The 17,011-nt window shown below is 61.8% G+C and carries 13 protein-coding genes; 7 read left to right on the top strand and 6 right to left on the bottom strand.

Annotated elements, in window-relative coordinates; translation table 11 throughout:
* Nucleotides 1-143 precede the first annotated feature (143 nt).
* The 3 genes from JFV30_RS18320 to JFV30_RS18310 all read left to right on the top strand — a co-directional run bounded on the left by JFV30_RS18320 (nucleotide 144) and on the right by JFV30_RS18310 (nucleotide 3,181).
* The gene (locus JFV30_RS18320; RefSeq protein WP_003174819.1) at nucleotides 144-416 is read left to right on the top strand and encodes an HU family DNA-binding protein; all 273 of its coding nucleotides are present in this window, start codon (nucleotides 144-146) and stop codon (nucleotides 414-416) included.
* A 230-nt stretch (nucleotides 417-646) separates the two neighbouring features.
* Entirely contained in the window at nucleotides 647-2,521 is a 1,875-nt protein-coding gene (locus JFV30_RS18315) for a SurA N-terminal domain-containing protein (RefSeq protein ID WP_201124835.1), read from the top strand.
* Nucleotides 2,522-2,785: 264 nt separating this feature from the next.
* Entirely contained in the window at nucleotides 2,786-3,181 is a 396-nt protein-coding gene (locus JFV30_RS18310) for an adenylate kinase (protein ID WP_342215124.1), read from the top strand.
* A 1-nt stretch (nucleotide 3,182) separates the two neighbouring features.
* On the opposite strand, the gene nhaA is transcribed toward JFV30_RS18310, so the two are convergent.
* Together nhaA and JFV30_RS18300 are read right to left on the bottom strand one after the other, a co-directional pair.
* Nucleotides 3,183-4,517 (bottom strand): Na+/H+ antiporter NhaA, encoded by a 1,335-nt coding sequence (nhaA, locus tag JFV30_RS18305; protein ID WP_169389162.1) that lies wholly within the window; start codon nucleotides 4,515-4,517, stop codon nucleotides 3,183-3,185.
* A gap of 116 nt (nucleotides 4,518-4,633) precedes the next feature.
* Nucleotides 4,634-5,812: an MFS transporter gene (locus JFV30_RS18300; RefSeq protein ID WP_201124834.1), complete on the bottom strand. Its 1,179-nt coding sequence runs from the start codon at nucleotides 5,810-5,812 to the stop codon at nucleotides 4,634-4,636.
* 127 nt (nucleotides 5,813-5,939) lie between these two features.
* On the opposite strand from JFV30_RS18300, the gene JFV30_RS18295 reads away from it, so the two are divergent.
* Together JFV30_RS18295 and JFV30_RS18290 are read left to right on the top strand one after the other, a co-directional pair.
* Nucleotides 5,940-6,839 (top strand): LysR family transcriptional regulator, encoded by a 900-nt coding sequence (locus tag JFV30_RS18295; protein WP_010166856.1) that lies wholly within the window; start codon nucleotides 5,940-5,942, stop codon nucleotides 6,837-6,839.
* A gap of 89 nt (nucleotides 6,840-6,928) precedes the next feature.
* Entirely contained in the window at nucleotides 6,929-7,759 is an 831-nt protein-coding gene (locus tag JFV30_RS18290) for a DUF2242 domain-containing protein (RefSeq protein WP_010166859.1), read from the top strand.
* On the opposite strand, the gene aceE is transcribed toward JFV30_RS18290, so the two are convergent.
* Nucleotides 7,760-10,429: a pyruvate dehydrogenase (acetyl-transferring), homodimeric type gene (aceE, locus tag JFV30_RS18285; RefSeq protein WP_201124833.1), complete on the bottom strand. Its 2,670-nt coding sequence runs from the start codon at nucleotides 10,427-10,429 to the stop codon at nucleotides 7,760-7,762. It lies immediately after the preceding gene.
* Nucleotides 10,430-10,574: 145 nt separating this feature from the next.
* Here aceE and JFV30_RS18280 point away from each other — a divergent pair, with 145 nt between their 5' ends.
* The gene (locus JFV30_RS18280) at nucleotides 10,575-11,045 is read left to right on the top strand and encodes a MarR family winged helix-turn-helix transcriptional regulator (RefSeq protein ID WP_010166862.1); all 471 of its coding nucleotides are present in this window, start codon (nucleotides 10,575-10,577) and stop codon (nucleotides 11,043-11,045) included.
* 178 nt (nucleotides 11,046-11,223) lie between these two features.
* Here JFV30_RS18280 and JFV30_RS18275 read toward each other — a convergent pair whose 3' ends face one another.
* The 3 genes from JFV30_RS18275 to JFV30_RS18265 all read right to left on the bottom strand — a co-directional run bounded on the left by JFV30_RS18275 (nucleotide 11,224) and on the right by JFV30_RS18265 (nucleotide 14,713).
* On the bottom strand, nucleotides 11,224-12,213 hold the full coding sequence (locus JFV30_RS18275; RefSeq protein ID WP_201124832.1) for a transketolase-like TK C-terminal-containing protein: 990 nt from the start codon (nucleotides 12,211-12,213) through the stop codon (nucleotides 11,224-11,226).
* 330 nt (nucleotides 12,214-12,543) lie between these two features.
* The gene (locus tag JFV30_RS18270) at nucleotides 12,544-13,578 is read right to left on the bottom strand and encodes an AraC family transcriptional regulator (RefSeq protein WP_201124831.1); all 1,035 of its coding nucleotides are present in this window, start codon (nucleotides 13,576-13,578) and stop codon (nucleotides 12,544-12,546) included.
* A gap of 4 nt (nucleotides 13,579-13,582) precedes the next feature.
* On the bottom strand, nucleotides 13,583-14,713 hold the full coding sequence (locus JFV30_RS18265; RefSeq protein ID WP_201124830.1) for a carbon-nitrogen hydrolase family protein: 1,131 nt from the start codon (nucleotides 14,711-14,713) through the stop codon (nucleotides 13,583-13,585).
* A 211-nt stretch (nucleotides 14,714-14,924) separates the two neighbouring features.
* Here JFV30_RS18265 and JFV30_RS18260 point away from each other — a divergent pair, with 211 nt between their 5' ends.
* Nucleotides 14,925-16,964: an NADPH-dependent 2,4-dienoyl-CoA reductase gene (locus JFV30_RS18260; protein WP_169389152.1), complete on the top strand. Its 2,040-nt coding sequence runs from the start codon at nucleotides 14,925-14,927 to the stop codon at nucleotides 16,962-16,964.
* Nucleotides 16,965-17,011 lie beyond the last annotated feature (47 nt).

Genomic DNA, 17,011 nt, shown 5'->3' with positions numbered 1-17,011 from the left:
GTTTAAGCCTGGGGGCTTCCTTGACAGCTTTTTAGAGCCCTTGTTATAAAGCGGCTCTTAAGTGTCTGTAGGCCATTCAGCACTGATTTTTGCTTTCACCAAAAAACTTAGAATCATACTCAATAGATATAAGGGGACTTAGAGTGAACAAGTCGGAACTGATTGATGCTATCGCTGCATCTGCTGATATCCCGAAAGCCGCTGCTGGCCGTGCGCTGGACGCAGTAATCGAATCCGTCACTGGCGCTCTCAAGGCCGGCGACTCTGTGGTACTGGTTGGTTTCGGTACTTTCTCTGTGACCGATCGTCCAGCTCGCACTGGCCGTAACCCACAGACTGGCAAGGCTCTGCAAATCGCCGCTGCCAAAAAACCAGGTTTCAAAGCCGGTAAAGCCCTGAAAGAAGCGGTTAACTAAGCTTCGTTCAAGCCTTACCCATCCGGGTCGGACGCAGGTCTGGCCTGGCAGCGGAGCGGCAGCTGACCCAAGTATCCATCGGGTCGCCACGCCGGGGGTGTGGGTTCAAACCCCCGTCCGCTCCGCCAGTTACGAGAAGGCGCATCCTCGGATGCGCCTTTCTTCTATCCGGACTCTACCCACGCTCCACGGTTGCCTAATTTTGAAGTTCAACCGTTTCTGGGGGACGCATGCTGCAGAATATCAGGGACAATTCACAAGGCTGGATTGCCAAGACCATTATCGGGATCATCGTCGCATTGATGGCGTTCACCGGTATCGAGGCTATTTTTCAGGCTTCGACCAACAACAAGCAGGACGTGGCCAAGGTCAACGGTGAAGAAATCACCCAAAGCGAACTGGGCCAGGCCGTCGACATGCAACGTCGTCAGCTGATGCAACAGCTGGGCAAGGACTTCGATGCTTCCTTGCTGGACGAAAAGCTGCTGCGCGACGCCGCCCTCAAAGGCCTGATCGATCGTAAGCTGCTGCTGCAAGGCGCGGCCGATTCGAAATTCGCTTTCTCCGAAGCTGCGCTGGATCAAGTGATCCTGCAGACACCGGAATTCCAGGTGGATGGCCAGTTCAACGCCGAGCGTTTCGACCAGGTGATCCGTCAGCTGGGCTACAGCCGTATGCAATTCCGTCAGATGCTGAGCCAGGAAATGCTGATCGGCCAGGTTCGTGCAGGCATTGCCGGCAGCGGTTTTGTCACCGATGCCGAAGTACTGGCGTTCGCCCGTCTGGAAAAACAGACCCGCGATTTCGCCACCGTCAGCGTCAAGGCCAACCCTGCGGCGGTGAAACTCACCGACGACGAGGTCAAGGCTTACTACGACCAGCACGCCAAAGAGTTCATGACTCCGGACCAGGTGGTCATCGACTACCTCGAGTTGAAGAAGGCTTCCTTCTTCGACCAGGTCGCGGTCAAGGACGATGAGCTGCAAGCCCTCTATCAGAAAGAAACCGCCAACCTCGCTGAACAGCGTCGTGCGGCGCACATCCTGATTGAAGTCAACGACAAGACAACGGACGAGCAGGCCAAGGCCAAGATCGAAGAGATCCAGGCACGCCTGGCCAAGGGCGAGAAGTTTGAAGCCCTGGCGAAAGAGTTCTCCCAGGATCCGGGTTCGGCGAACAACGGCGGTGACCTCGGTTTCGCGAGTCCTGGCGTCTACGACCCAGCCTTCGAAACAGCGCTGTATGCGTTGAACAAGGACCAGGTCTCGGCACCGGTGCGTTCTAGCTTCGGCTGGCACCTGATCAAGCTGTTGGGCGTTGAAGCACCGGAAGTGCCATCGTTCGCCAGCCTGAAAGACAAGCTGACCCGCGAGCTCAAGACCCAACAGGTTGAACAGCGTTTCGTCGATGCGACCAAACAGCTGGAAGACGCTGCATTCGAAGCTTCCGACCTGGCCCAGCCGGCGTCGGACCTGAAGCTGACCGTGCACACCTCTGCGCCGTTTGGCCGTGAAGGTGGCGAAGGTATCGCCGCAAACCGTGCCGTGGTCACCGCTGCATTCAGCCCTGAGGTACTGGATGAAGGTGCCAACAGCACCGCCATCGAGCTGGATCCGGAAACCATCGTGGTGCTGCGTGCCAAAGAGCACTTGAAGCCAACCCAGCTGCCGCTGGAAAGCGTTGCCACTGCCATCCGCGCCCAGTTGACCAAGGAGCGCGCAAGCGCTGCGGCGAAGACTCACGCGGACGAGCTGATTGCCAGCCTGCGTGATGGCAAGACACCGCTGAACCAGCCGGTTGATGGCCAGGCCTGGAAAGTCACCGAAGCGGCCACCCGTGGCCAGGAAGGTGTCGAGCCAGCGGTGCTGCAAGCCCTGTTCCGCATGCCAAAGCCTGCGGCCAAGGACAAGCCGACCTTCACCAGCGTGACCCTGCCAGACGGTAGCCTGATGATCGTGCGCTTGAACGCGGTCAACGAAGCGGCTGCACCGACCGATGACGAGAAGGCTCAGTACCGCCGCTTCCTCGCGTCCCGTGTCGGCCAGCAAGACTTCGCCGCCTATCGCAAGCAGTTGGAAACCAAGGCTGAGATCAAGAAGTTCTGATCTCGTTACCGCCTGAATGAAAAGACCCCGGCCTGAAGAGGCCGGGGTCTTTTTTTTACGTAGTATTCAGATACGTAGTCCAGGAGGCCAAACAGTGAGCAAACGGATTTATATCAGCGGGGCTTCGGGCGCAGGCGTGAGCACGTTGGGCGGCGCCTTGGCTGACAGGCTTAACCTGCCGCATGTGGATGTCGATGATTACTACTGGTACCCAACGGATCCTCCCTTTGAGAAATCACGCCCCCTGAAGAACGGGTCGCGCTGTTGACTCAAGCGCTGGCAGGCGGCCCTTGGGTGCTGTCCGGATCAATGGACGGCTGGGGCGCCGAGGTGATTCAAGAGGCGGACCTGGTGGTGTTCGTCGATACGCCAACGGCACTGCGAATAGAGCGCTTGAAGTCGCGGGAGTTGCAACGGTTCGGCACGCGGATCTTGCCGGGCGGGGATATGCACGAGAACCATCAGAAGTTTCTCATATGGGCCGAGAGCTATGAGGCGGGCAACCGGGCCGGGCGCAGCCGGCCCAGGCATGAGCGGTGGCTCAAGCAACTGACGACACCGGCCATTCGATTAAACGGGGAAATCGCGGTCGCCGAGAGTGTGACAAAGGTCGTCGCCGCGATTTCCGGTTTGACTCAACAGCCGTCAACCCACGATTGAGTCAGCGCGCAAACTTGAGCTTGCCCCAACTCAGGCCAATCACGGCGGCGAGGGACGACGCCGTCAGCACACTCAGCTTGGCAGCCGACAGCAGCGTCGGGTCGGAGAAGGCCAGCGACGAGATGAAGATCGACATGGTGAAACCAATTCCCGCCAGCAGGCCCACCAGGGCGACGCCGTTCCAGGTCACGCCCTCCGGCAATTGGCAGATGTTCAGTTTCACCAACGCCACGCTCGCCAGCATCACACCCAGCGGCTTGCCGAGCACCAGCGCCAGTATCACGCCCATGAATACGCCGTGGGGCAGCGGGTCGTCCAGGTTGAACCCCTGCAGGCTCACCCCTGCGTTCGCCAGGGCAAACAGTGGCATGACGCCAAAGGCCACCCACGGGTGCAAGCCCGCTTGAATACGTTGCACCGGCGGCAGCATTTCCCGCTGGGCCTGTCTCAGTTGCTTTAATGGTTTGGCGACTTGATGGGCACTTTCAGCCGATTGCGAAAGCCGCTCCATCAGCTCGTTGAACGTGCGCCCGATGGTGTCCAGAGGGCGTTCCCGGGTGGGCCTGGACGTGACGGGTGTCATCAGGCCCAGCATCACGCCGGCAAGCGTAGGATGCACACCGGTCTTGAGCAGGCCAAACCAGACAATCGCCCCCGGCAACAGGTACACAACCGCCTTGCCAATGCCCATCCGCTGAAAAATCAGCACCAGCGCCAGCCCGCAGGCCGCAATCACCAGGCCCATGTAGTCCAGGCTGGCGGTATAGAAAATCGCGATGATCAGGATGGCGACGATGTCATCAATGATCGCCAGCGCCAGCAGCAGGATGCGCACGCCGGCGGGGATGGATTTACCCAACAGCGCCAGCACACCCACGGCAAATGCAATGTCGGTGGCAGTGGGTACCGCCCAACCGCTGGCCGCTACGGTGCCATGGTTGAGCAGGGTGTAAATCAGCGCCGGCATCAGCACGCCACCCAGCGCAGCACCCAGGGGCAAGGTGGCCAGCTTCAGGTTGGCGAGTGCGCCGTCCCTGATCTCCTGGCGAATCTCGGCGCCCACCACCAGGAAGAAGATGGTCATCAGCCCGTCGTTCACCAGGAAGTGCAATGAGCGCGAGACGGTGAAGTCCCCCAGCCCGATGGTGAGTGGGGTGTTCCAGAAGTGTTCGTAGGAATCGGCAACGGGGCTGTTGGCCCAGATCAGCGCGATGATCGCCGCCAGCAGCAACACGATGCCGCTGACCGCTTCGATGCGTGAAAACCGTTCCAGCGCAGACAGGGCGCCTTCAACCAAAACCTGGGGGCGAGGAATAGCAGGGTGTTTATCAGGCACGACAAGTCTCCATTGGCGGCCCGACCAATGCTTATCCTTTAACCTGCGCTGTAGCGTATGCAGCAGCGCACCCGGTGCGATCATAAGAGTTAAGAAACATCACGTCACGTTTCTGTTTAAACATCGCTTAAACGAAGTGTCGCCAGCAGGGCCAGCACGACCAATGCGACGACGGCCCATGGAAACGACGTCACGCCCCAACCCTGCAGCAACATGCCGCCCAGCAGCCCGCCACCGGCGATGCCCAGGTTCCACACGGTGACCAGCATCGACTGCGCGGCGTCGGCTGAATCCCCGGCCGACTTGGCCAGCGCCGTCTGCAGCAATGCCGGAAGCCCGCCAAACGCCAGCCCCCACAACGCCACCGTGGTGTAGATGACGGCCGCCGAGGTGATCCAGAACGCCAGTGCCAGGGCCGACAATGCGAACATCCCGCAGCTGATCACCAATAAGGCGCGCAGCCGCTGATCAATCAGCGCACCCACAATCCAGATGCCCAGCAGCGCGGCCAGGCCAAATACCAGCAACACTTGGTCGATGTCTGCGGCCATTCCGGCGGGCACCAGGAACGGCGCGATATAGGTGTAGAGAATGTTGTGGGCCAGCACGTAGGTGAAGGTCACAAACAGCACCGGACGAATCCCCCGCAATGCCAATACCTGGCGCAGCCCCAGGCGTTTTTCCGCTCGCTGCCCGGCAAAGTCCGGAACCTGCCAGCGCACCCACGCCAGCAGCAGTACCGTAAGGCCGCTCATGATCGCGAAGCTCAGGCGCCAGCCCACCGTGGTGCCCAGGAATGTCCCGGCAGGCACGCCCAGTGACAACGCCAGTGGCGCGCCAAGCATCGCCACGGCAATCGCCCTCCCTTGCAGGTGCGGTGCAACCATGCGGCTGGCGTAACCGGCCAGCAGCGCCCAGAGCAACCCCGCGAACACCCCGGCGAAGAACCTGGCCACCAGGGTCAACAGGTAGTCGCTGGAGAACGCCGTCACGCTGTTGACCAAGGCAAACCCGCCGATGGCAATCATCAGTAACGGCCGCCGGCGCCAGCCACGGGTGGCGATGGTCAGGGGAATGGCCGCCAGCAACGAGCCGAGGGCGTAGAGGGTTACCAACTGGCCCACCAGGGCGTCGGACACTCCGAGACCGGCGCCCATTTGCGGCAGCAGGCCCGCCGGCATGGCCTCGGTGAGGATCGTGATAAAGCCGGCGGTTGCCAGTGCCAGCAAACCGCCCAGGGGCAGCCGTTCACGGCTCGCCGCAAGGCTCGGGGAAGATAAGGCGCTGTCGCTCATGTTTCGTGGCTCCGGGTTTCAGACGAAAGGGCAGGGAGCCAGAGTAGGGTGCTGCGCGGTGGAGAAAAACAGGCTAAGGTTCCGAACTTATCGGACGCCAACGTCCGCAATCCTCGGGAGCGAGACGATGGACAGCCTCGGCAGTATTTCAGTGTTTGTGCAGGTGGCGGAAACCCGCAGCTTTACCGAGGCCGGGCGCCTGCTGGGGGTATCGTCCTCGGCCATTGGCAAAAGCATTGCGCGCATTGAAGAGCGCCTGGGTGTGCGGCTGTTCCATCGCAGCACCCGCAGCATCACGTTGACCAGCGAGGGCGCACTGTTTCTGGAACGCTCCCGGCGCATCCTGGCCGAGGTCGAGGCTGCAGAACAGGAGCTGAGCCAGGCTTCCGCCACGCCCCGGGGCAAGCTGCGCGTCAGTCTGCCGCAAGTGCGCGGGCTGTTGATGCCGGTGCTCACCGATTTCATGCGGGCCTACCCCGAGATCGAGCTGGACGTGGACTTCTCCGACCGCATGGTGGACGTGATCGAAGAAGGTTTCGACGCGGTGATTCGCACCGGCAAGCCCGAGGATTCACGCTTGATGGCACGCCACCTCGGGAATTACCGCCTGGTGCTGGTGGCTTCCCCCGAGTACCTGCGCCTGCACGGCACGCCGCGTCAGCCCCGGGACTTGAACAACCACGCCTGCCTGCGCCACAAGTTCTGCGCCACCGGCAAGCTGGAAGCCTGGCCGCTGCGCCCGGAGCCGGGCATGCCGGAGCCGGTCCTGCGTGCACCGCTGGTCTCCACCACCATCGAATCGCTGATGCACGTGGCCCATGAAGGCCTGGGGATTGCCTGCCTGCCGGACTTTATGGTCCGGGAGTCGGTGGAGCAGGGCCGGCTGCAACGGGTGCTGGACTATTACCTGGAACACAGCGGCAGCTTCTGGATGCTCTGGCCATCAAGTCGCCATGCCTCGGCGAAACTGCGCGTGTTTATCGACCATATGGGCGAGCGGCTTTTTCCTGCAGACACCGTCCCGTAAGGCTGTGACGTTTTACCGACAGGAATTCGCGCGCCAAGGCCACGTTCTGTTGCACAATACCGCCCTGACTGTTTTCCTCAGGATTTTCGATGTCGACATCATTTCACTTGCGTAGCCTCGGGTTGGCGCTGGTGCTGGCGGGCGCTGCGGGCTGCTCGTCACCCAAGACCGCTATTTATGAACATGAGAATTTCGACGACTCCGGTACGTTTTCCCGTGATTACCCGGTCAGTGACACCGCGGCCTGCGAAGCGGCGCGGCGTGCGCTGTTGAGCCAGGGTTACATCATCACCAGCAGCGATCCGAAGCTGGTGGTGGGTAACAAGAGTTTCCAGCAGACCGGCGAGACTCACCTGCAAATCAGTTTCAACGTGGTGTGTGCCGACGATGGCAGCGGTGATCATCACTCGACGATGTTCGCCAACGCCTTGCAGGACCGCTATGCGCTGAAGAAGGTCAACAACTCCGCCAGCCTCGGCGTGGGTGTGTTGGGCTCGGTGTCGATGCCGATTGGCTCCACCGACGACTCCATGGTCAAGGTGGCCAGCGAGACCGTGTCTGCGCCGAAATTTTATGAGCGTTATTTCGCGCTGGTGGACGTTTTCCTGCCCCAGGAAGTGAAAAAGGCTGCGCATATTCCAGAGAAGCCCAAGGCTGACCTGGGCATCCCGGAACCCAAGGCAGCCCCGGCGGCTGACAAGGTCGAGGCGCCTAAAGAAGCGCCGAAAGAAGTGCCCGCCACACCGGCAGCCCCGGTGACGCCAGCGGTAGAGCCTGCGGCATCGGAGCCGGTTGCACCGCCGGCAGAACCCGCGCCGATTGCTCCCAAGGAAACCCCGGCCCCTGCGCCGCAGGCTACCCAGCCGACGCTGCCGGCGCCGACCGAAGCGATTCCGCCCCTGCCGACGCCTGCGCAGTAACTACACCGCTACGGGGTTGGCCTTGTCGACGTTGATCCCGTAGCGGCTGATCGCCTCCGCCACCCTGGCGCGACTGATCAGGCCGTCGTCCGCCAGCGCCTTCAGGGCCGCCAGCGCGATGAAGTAGCGGTCCACCTCAAAAAACTCACGCAAGGTTTCGCGGGTATCCGATTGCCCGAAGCCATCAGTGCCCAGCGCCACAAAGCGCCGGCCCGGCACGAACGGGCGGATCTGGTCAGCGAAGATCTTCATGTAATCGGTGGCGACCACCACGGGACCCGCTTGCCCCTCAAGGCACTGCTCGACATAGCTGGTACGCGGTTCGCTTTCCGGGTGCAGCAGGTTCCAGCGTTCCACGGCATGGCCTTCACGGCGCAACTCGGTCAGGCTGGTGACACTCCACACATCGCTGGCCACGGCAAAGTCATCGCGCAGCAAGTCAGCGGCGGCCATCACTTCCCGCAGGATCGAACCGCTGCCCATCAATTGCACCCTTGGTTGTGCGGCGTCCTCAGCCGCCTGTAACCGATACATGCCCTTGAGAATTCCGTCCTCGACGCCTTCGGGCATTGCCGGGTGCGGGTAGTTTTCGTTGAGCAGGGTGATGTAGTAGTAAATGTCCTCTTGCTCGACGTACATCCGGCGCATGCCCTCGCGAATAATTACCGCCAGCTCGAAGGCAAAGGTCGGGTCATAGGAAATGCAGCACGGAATCACCGACGACAGCACATGGCTGTGGCCATCGTCATGCTGCAGGCCTTCACCCATCAGCGTCGTGCGCCCGGCGGTCGCCCCCAGCAGGAAGCCCCGCGCCCGTGCATCGCCTGCGGCCCAGGCCAGGTCGCCGACCCGCTGGAAGCCGAACATCGAATAGAAGATGTAGAACGGCACGGTCATCAAACCGTGGTTGGCGTAGGAGGTGCTCGCCGCGATCCACGAGGAAATGGCGCCGGATTCATTCAGGCCTTCCTGCATGATCTGTCCGTCCTTGCTCTCCTTGTAGTAGGAAAGCTGGCCGGCATCCTGTGGGGTGTAGAGCTGGCCGACGGCGGAGTGAATGCCGATCTGGCGGAACAGGCTTTCCATGCCGAAGGTGCGGGATTCGTCCGGCACGATGGGCACGATCAGTTTGCCCAGGTTCGGGTCCTTGAGCAGCGTGCCGAGGATGCGCACAAAGGCCATCGTGGTGGAGATCGCGCGTTCGCCGGTGTCCTTGAGCTGGGTGGCGAAGGCGTCCAGTTCCGGGATCTTCAACGACTCGACCGCGCTGTGGCGGGCCGGTACGTAACCGCCCAATGATTGACGGCGGGCGGCGAAATAGCGGGCTTCTTCGCTGTCGGCAGCGGGCTTGAGGTAAGGGATTTCGGCAAGTTGATCGTCGGCCACTTCCAGCCCGAAGCGATCGTGGAAGGCTTTGACGGCCTCCGCGCCCATCTTTTTCAGCTGGTGGTTGATGTTCTGCCCTTCGCCGGCTTCGCCCATGCCGAAGCCCTTGACGGTTTTCGCCAGGATCACCGTCGGCTGCCCGCTGTGGCGCACGGCGGCGGCATAGGCGTTGTAGACCTTGTCCGGGTCATGGCCGCCCCGTGAGAGTTTCCAGATATCGTCGTCGGACATGTCCGCCACCAGCGCCAGCAACTCCGGGTATTTGCCGAAGAAGTGTTCCCGCACGTAGGCGCCGTTTTGCGATTTGTAGTTCTGATAGTCGCCGTCCACGCACTCCATCATGCGTTGGCGCAGCAAACCGCTGTTGTCCTTTTCCAGCAGCGCATCCCAGCCGCCGCCCCAAATCACTTTGATCACGTTCCAGCCAGCGGCGCGGTACAGGCTTTCGAATTCCTGGATCACCTTGGCATTGCCGCGCACCGGGCCGTCCAGGCGTTGCAGGTTGCAGTTGACCACGAAGATCAGGTTGTCGAGTTTCTCGCGCCCGGCCAGGGAAATGGCCGCCAGGGATTCCGGCTGGTCCATCTCTCCATCACCGAGGAACGCCCACACCTTGCGACCCTGGTGTTGCTTGAGGTCGCGCAATTCCAGGTAGCGCATGAAGCGCGCCTGATACGCGGCGGTAATCGGCCCAAGGCCCATGGACACAGTAGGAAATTGCCAGAAGTCCGGCATCAGCCGTGGATGCGGATAGGACGACAAACCGTCGCCACCGGCTTCCCGACGGAAGTTGTCCAGCTGCGCCTCGCTGATCCGGCCTTCGAGGTAGGCGCGCCCGTAAATGCCCGGTGCAGAGTGGCCCTGGATGTACACCAGGTCGCCATCGAAGCTGTCGGTGCGGCCACGGAAGAAGTGGTCGAAGCCTACGTCATACAGCACGGCGGCCGACGCGTACGTTGCGATATGCCCACCTACGCCTGAGTGCTTGCCGGCACGCAATACCATGGCCATGGCGTTCCAGCGGATAAACGCATTCAGCCGGCGCTCGGTGGACAGGTTGCCGGGGTAGGGCAACTGGCGATCAACCGGAATGGTGTTGACGTAAGGCGTGGTCACCCGCCCGTAGAAGTCGCCATGCCGCGCCACGTCGAAATCCAGCAACTGATCGATCAGATAATGCGCGCGCGGGCGGCCTTCGGTGGACAACACCGATTCGATGGACTCCAGCCATTCGCGGGTTTCCTGTGGGTCGTCGTCGAGGCGTACTGCAGTGTTCGGGGTCATGTCAGGCTCCAGGGTGGACGGGTTTCAGCGTGTGGGCTCTTTGTGGGAGCTTTGCGAATGTAGTTGCAATTGCAACTACATGACTGAATCTAGCGCGGGATGAGCTACTATTGCAACCTTCTTGAAATTCCCCGGATGGTGTTGCATGTCGTCGAAAGAGCCTGATGTCTGGTTCCGTTTTGTTCGGGCCCACAGGACGGTCATCCGTGAAATCGAACGGCGCCTGGCCGATGCCGGTCTGCCGCCTTACGCCTGGTACGACGCCTTGTGGGGCCTGGAAAGCGGCCCCGACGGCACCCGGCGCATGCACGAATTGGCCGATGTGCTGGCCATCGAACGCTACAACCTGACGCGCCTGGTCGACCGCCTGGAAAAGGACGGCCTGGTGGTGCGTTCGCGCTCCGACGGTGACGGGCGGGCAGCCTTTGTCTCGATCACCGAAGAGGGCCGGGTGTTGCGTAAAAAAATGTGGAAAATCTACGAAAGCAGCGTGGATGAGTTGTTTTTGTCCCAGCTCGACAGCGAGCAGCGCCGGGGCTTTGCCGAGGCGTTGGAACGCACCGCAGGGTTGGCGATGGAGGCGGGTGTGCAGACCCGGGGGCGGCGTAAGACCTGACGCAAAGACTCCAGGCGACGAAGATCCAGTGTGGGAGCGGGCTTGCTGTGGTGAGGGGGCTTGTCCCCCGTCGGGTTCACCACAGATTGATGGGGCTGCTTCGCAGCCCAACGCGGGGCAAGCCCGCTCACCACAGCAAGCCCGCTCCCACATTTGATCTGTGATGGATTACAGATCGTCATTTCAGGTGATACCGATGCAGGGCGGTTTCGACGTGTTCTGCTTCGATACATCCGTCATCCGCCAGTGCCTTCAACGCCAGCGTGGCAATCCAGTAACGACTCGGGGCTGACGCCTCTACCGAGCCCGCACCCAACGGTACAAACCGTGCATCCACATGCGCCGCGAGCTGATCGACGATCGGCTGCGGGTAGCCCGTGACCGCGATTACCGGCGCGGCATTGCCTCCCAGGCAATCCCGCAGATGGCAGCTGCGCTTCGGTGCCAAAGGGTGCAGGCGATTCCAGCGCTGCGCCGCCTGCGCCTCACGGGCCAGCTGTGTGTAGCTGGGGCAACTCCATAACTGCGCCTCGATGTTCCAGTCCAATTCGAGCAACCGGGCGGCGTGCACGACCTCTTCAAACGCCCGACCCGCACCCAGCAACCGCACCCTCAATTCACTCGTGTATGAGCGCCGCACCCGGTACATGCCCTTGAGCGCATCGTCCCGATCCTGCGGGCTCAGCCCCGGCCCATCGTGCTGATCGTGCAGAGCCAGGTAGAAAAAACCCGGCTTGCCCTCGACATACAACGTCTGCAAACCCGCCAGCACAATCGCCCGGGTTTCTGCGCCGGAGGCCGGATCATAAGGCGTGCACTGAGGGTTGCCAGCCAGCCACAGCGGCAGTGAAGGCGAGGGCAGGGTTGCGCTGTCGTTGCACAAGATACCCCGCTGGCGAGTCTCGCCGGACAGCGCCCGCAACTGCGCCGATGAAGCGGCCGTGTGCAGGTACAACATTGGCTTTTCCCCGGTATTGCGCGCGAACCAGGTGGGCCAACTCACCACGCGGCGGGAGCGCGACTGACCGCGAATCACCCACGCCTGCCGGCTGGACTCCAGGGTGTTGGCCATGCTCATCACGCTGTAGAGGGGTGAGCAGCGGGGCTGCTGCGCGGCGTTCAAGGCGTCGATACAGATCAGGGCGGAGCGTTCGGTGGCGGCAGTCATGGGCTGGGTCGCTTGGCAACGGATGCCCCTACCCTAATGGATTCTTGCTTATGATTGCAATTGCAATGATTGCAGTTGCATCTGAAATTCCTCCGGCTAAATCCAGCCAACACTGCTACGTTTAATCTTGAAGTGCAGGAACGTCATGCTCCGGACATTTTTTCGTCATGACGGCACTTTAGGCTGGTTGTGCAGGTCACTAAGCAACCCCTTTTCATAAAACAAGGAGTCAACAATGGACGATTACCAGGAAGAACTGCTCGAGTACCATGCCTTTGAACTGGATCCGCTGGATCCGGCCGATGATGCCACCGAGCTGTAAGACAGACATCAGGCGGAATGCCGCTGACTGCGGCGAAATTCCCCTGGGGTCTGGCTGTTCCAGCGCTTGAAGGCCCGTTGAAAGGCTTCCGCTGAAGCAAAACCGAGCAAATAGGCAATTTCACCGAACGCCAGTTCGGTATCGCGAATGTAGGTCATGGCCAGGTCGCGGCGAGTGTCGTTGAGAATCGCCCGGAACTGAGTCCCTTCTTCCGCCAGCTTGCGCCGCAAGGTCCAGGTCGGCAGTTTCAAACGCGCCGCCACTTCTTCCAGGTCGGGTTCCCGGCCACCGTTGAGCATCGGCCCGAGCAACCGGGTAATGCGCTCGCGCAGGCTGCGGGTGCGCGTCAACTGCTCCAATTCCCGTTCACACAACTGCACCAGTAATTGCCAGGTACTTGGGCAATGTTCCGGATTGCGCAGCGCCAGGGTCTGCTGGCTCAGGCGCAGTTGATTGTGCTCGGCACCAAACTGGATCGGGCAGTCCCCCAGCACGCTGTAGTGCTCGCTGTAGTCGGGGGCCTGGAACTCGATTTCGATACGCTGCGCCTGCACCGGTTGCGCACTCAGGCTCGACAATTGATGCAGCCAGCCGGCGATAATCGAGTCCACTACAAAACGGTTGTAGGCGTTGTACGGGCTGATGGAATAGAAGCGCAACCAGGCGCCGTCGGCATCCTCGTGAAAGCTTGATTGGCCGCGATAGTTGGAGCCGTACAAGGCTTCGAAGCGCGTCAGGGTGCGGGCGGCTTCGCGCACGGTGGGCGCCTGGGCCGCGGTAACACCGGCGAGACCCGCCTGGCTCAAGCGGCTGAGCTGGCCCATGCGCAGGCCCAGGCCGGGGTCGCCGGTGAGCTGGATAGCGGCGTGGCCCAGGCGCATGTAGCGCGGGATCGACAAGCGTGCACCTGCCTCGGCCAGGCGCGCCGGGTCCAGACCGTATTGCAGCAGCAGCGGTTGCGGGTCCAGGCCATGGCTGTGGATGGCATCGGCCAAGGTGTGGACAAAGCCCACCGACAAATCCCCCAGCCGCACCGGCTTCATCGTCTTACAGCCACACGTTCAGCAAGCGGGCGCCACGGGCATTGCCGTCGGCAAACACCTGGCCGTTGCTGCTGAGGAAACTTTGCCCGGCGCTGCCCATGTCAAAGAACTGCCCGCGCAGGAACACGCTCATGCCGGCGGTGGCCTGGCTGATGGGTTGCTGGCTGATCAGGGTCAGGCGGTGCCAGGCTTCGCCTTCGCTGAGTTCTTCGGGCTTGAGGCTGATCTCCGGTGGCGTCGACACGCTTTTGAAACCGCGCCATGGCTTGTCCCAGGTCTCGCGGCCAATCACGAACGCCGGCACCGCGACCAATTGCGCCCCTTGCTCGTTGAGCTTGCGGTAGTTGTCGGGGTACCAGCTGTCGCTGCCGATCAGGATGCCCAGGCGCCCGGCCGGCGTGTCGACCACGCTGACGGTGTTTTCGTCGCCGGGTTCGATAAAGCCGCGCTCGTCGAAAATCGGATACAGCTGGCGTTGTGGCTGGCCCACCGGCAAGCCATCGCGATCAAAGACCACGCTGGTGTTGTACAGCGCGCCATGGCCGATCTGCAGCTGGCCCTGGCTGATGCTCGGGTTGGGCAGGGCAATGGAGCCGGCCACCAGGGTCACGCCGAACTCCTTGGCCAGGCCGCCGAACAGCACCTGATAGTCACGGGCCATGGCCGGGGCCTTCATGCGCAGGTAGGCGTCGTCGATGCGGTCATCACCCTTGGCGCTGATCAGCGCCCGCAGGAACAGCAGCGGGTTGCTCGCCGACAACCAGTTCATCGCCTCCTTGAGATTGGTGGCCTGATACAGCTCGTTCTTTTCGCCGCTGACCATCAGCCAGGTGCCGATATGTTCCGGCAGTACCACGATGGTCTTGTCGTTGACCAGGCCCTGGTCCCGGGCCTTTTGCAGATAGGCTGCGAGTTTCAGGTGCAGGCGTTCCAGGCTCTGGTAATCGGCGGGGAACAGCTCCGGCTGGATGCCCAGCAGGTTGCCGCGGTCGGCGGGCACGCCTTCGTCGACGGCGAGGTTGATCCGCAGGTCGGACAGGTAATGGCCCACGGGGCGTTCCTGGGTCCAGACCAGATAGGCGGAAACGGCGGCGACCAGGGCCATGGTTAGGGTGAAGGCAAGAAGTTTACGCATGAGAAAAAGACAACGGACCGGGTACAGGGTTCGGTACCTAGGGTAGGGCCCATGTACGCAGTTGCCAAGGGGCCCTGCGCATTTGGATCAATAACTTGTCAGTTACAGTCATTGAGCGGCAACCGGCAGCCTCTTAGTCTGTGGGACATAAACCGATGGAGCGCCAGTCGAGCGCTCCACGTCCCGTGATGATCCGTTGTGGAGCTGTACCATGACCGCTGCTGCCTACCCGCACCTGCTGGCCCCGTTGGACCTGGGTTTTACCACCCTGCGTAACCGCACCCTGATGGGCTCGATGCACACCGGCCTTGAAGAGAAACCCGGCGGCTTCGAGCGCATGGCGGCGTATTTTGCCGAGCGTGCCCGTGGCGGCGTGGGCCTGATGGTCACCGGCGGCATTGGCCCGAACGATGAAGGCGGGGTGTATGGCGGTGCAGCCAAGCTGACCACCGACGAGGAAGCGCAAAAGCACAAGATCGTCACCCAGGCGGTGCACGAGGCGGGCGGCAAGATCTGCATGCAGATTCTCCACGCCGGCCGTTATGCCTACAGCCCGAAGCAGGTGGCGCCGAGCGCGATCCAGGCGCCGATCAACCCGTTCAAGCCCAAAGAGCTGGACGAAGAAGGCATCGAAAAACAGATCAATGATTTCGTCACCTGCTCGCTGCTGGCCCAGGTCGCCGAGTACGACGGCGTGGAAATCATGGGGTCGGAAGGCTACTTCATTAACCAGTTCCTCGCCGCCCACACCAACCACCGCACCGACCGTTGGGGCGGCAGCTACGAAAACCGCATGCGCCTGCCGGTGGAAATCGTGCGTCGGGTGCGCGACGCGGTAGGCCCGAATTTCATTATCATCTTCCGCCTGTCGATGCTCGACCTGGTGGAAGGCGGCAGCACCTGGGAAGAGATCGTGCAGTTGGCCAAGGCCATTGAACAGGCCGGTGCGACACTCATTAATACCGGTATCGGCTGGCACGAAGCGCGCATCCCGACCATCGCCACCAAGGTGCCGCGTGGTGCGTTCAGCAAGGTCACCGCGAAGTTGCGCGGTGCGGTGCAGATTCCGTTGATCACCACCAACCGCATCAACACCCCGGAAATCGCCGAGCAGATCCTGGCCGAAGGCGATGCCGACATGGTCTCGATGGCTCGCCCATTCCTGGCCGACCCGGACTTCGTCAACAAGGCCGCTGAAGGTCGCGCTGATGAAATCAACACCTGCATCGGCTGCAATCAGGCCTGCCTGGACCACACCTTTGGCGGCAAGCTGACCACCTGCCTGGTCAACCCGCGTGCGTGCTACGAGACCGAGCTCAACTACTTGCCGGTCAAGCAGATCAAGAAAATCGCCGTGGTCGGTGCCGGTCCTGCGGGCCTGGCGGCGGCCACCGTTGCCGCCGAACGCGGGCACCAGGTGACCCTGTTCGATTCGGCCAGCGAGATTGGCGGCCAGTTCAACATCGCCAAGCGCGTGCCGGGCAAGGAAGAGTTCTTCGAAACCCTGCGCTACTTCAAGCGCAAGTTGCAGACCACCCATGTCGAGCTGTGCCTGAACACCCGGGTCGACGTTGAGCAGCTGGTGGCGGGCGGTTACGACGAAATCATCCTGGCCACCGGCATTGCGCCGCGTACACCGGCAATTCCCGGCGTGGAAAACGCCAAGGTGCTGAGTTACCTGGACGTGATTCTGGAGCGCAAGCCGGTGGGCCATCGCGTGGCCGTGATCGGTGCCGGCGGTATCGGGTTTGACGTGTCGGAATTCCTCGTGCACCAGGGCGTGTCCACCAGCCTTGACCGCGAGGCGTTCTGGAAAGAGTGGGGCATCGACACCCACCTGGAAGCCCGCGGCGGTGTGGCCGGGATCAAGCCCGAGCGCCATGCGCCGGCACGCGAAGTGTTCCTGTTGCAGCGCAAGGCTTCCAAGGTCGGTGACGGCCTGGGCAAGACCACCGGCTGGATCCACCGCACGGGCTTGAAGAACAAGCAGGTGCAAATGCTCAACAGCGTCGAGTACCTGAAGATCGACGATGAAGGCTTGCACATCCGCATCGGCGCCGAGGGTGAACCGAAGGTGCTGGCGGTGGACAACATCGTGATCTGCGCCGGCCAGGACCCGCTGCGGGAACTGCAGGACGGCCTGGTGGCTGCCGGGCAGAACGTGCACCTGATCGGCGGTGCGGATGTGGCCGCCGAGCTGGATGCCAAGCGCGCCATCAACCAGGGTTCGCGCCTGGCGGCCGAGCTGTAAAACCCCCAAGGGGCGGTGGTAGACTACCGCCCCTTTTCTTGTGCAGA

This window comes from Pseudomonas sp. TH32 (genome assembly GCF_016650855.1).
GTDB lineage: Bacteria > Pseudomonadota > Gammaproteobacteria > Pseudomonadales > Pseudomonadaceae > Aquipseudomonas.
Note: the sequence above shows the minus strand (reverse complement) of the source record. Positions and strands in the feature narration are given on the sequence as shown.

What these genes read in the sequence shown, in the direction of transcription:
- JFV30_RS18315 (WP_201124835.1), top strand. Translation starts at nt 647, where the DNA reads ATGCTGCAGAATATCAGGGACAATTCACAAGGCTGGATTGCCAAGACC.
- JFV30_RS18300 (WP_201124834.1), bottom strand. Translation starts at nt 5,812, where the DNA reads ATGAGCGACAGCGCCTTATCTTCCCCGAGCCTTGCGGCGAGCCGTGAA.
- JFV30_RS18295 (WP_010166856.1), top strand. Translation starts at nt 5,940, where the DNA reads ATGGACAGCCTCGGCAGTATTTCAGTGTTTGTGCAGGTGGCGGAAACC.
- JFV30_RS18290 (WP_010166859.1), top strand. Translation starts at nt 6,929, where the DNA reads ATGTCGACATCATTTCACTTGCGTAGCCTCGGGTTGGCGCTGGTGCTG.
- aceE (WP_201124833.1), bottom strand. Translation starts at nt 10,429, where the DNA reads ATGACCCCGAACACTGCAGTACGCCTCGACGACGACCCACAGGAAACC.
- JFV30_RS18280 (WP_010166862.1), top strand. Translation starts at nt 10,575, where the DNA reads ATGTCGTCGAAAGAGCCTGATGTCTGGTTCCGTTTTGTTCGGGCCCAC.
- JFV30_RS18275 (WP_201124832.1), bottom strand. Translation starts at nt 12,213, where the DNA reads ATGACTGCCGCCACCGAACGCTCCGCCCTGATCTGTATCGACGCCTTG.
- JFV30_RS18270 (WP_201124831.1), bottom strand. Translation starts at nt 13,578, where the DNA reads ATGAAGCCGGTGCGGCTGGGGGATTTGTCGGTGGGCTTTGTCCACACC.
- JFV30_RS18265 (WP_201124830.1), bottom strand. Translation starts at nt 14,713, where the DNA reads ATGCGTAAACTTCTTGCCTTCACCCTAACCATGGCCCTGGTCGCCGCC.
- JFV30_RS18260 (WP_169389152.1), top strand. Translation starts at nt 14,925, where the DNA reads ATGACCGCTGCTGCCTACCCGCACCTGCTGGCCCCGTTGGACCTGGGT.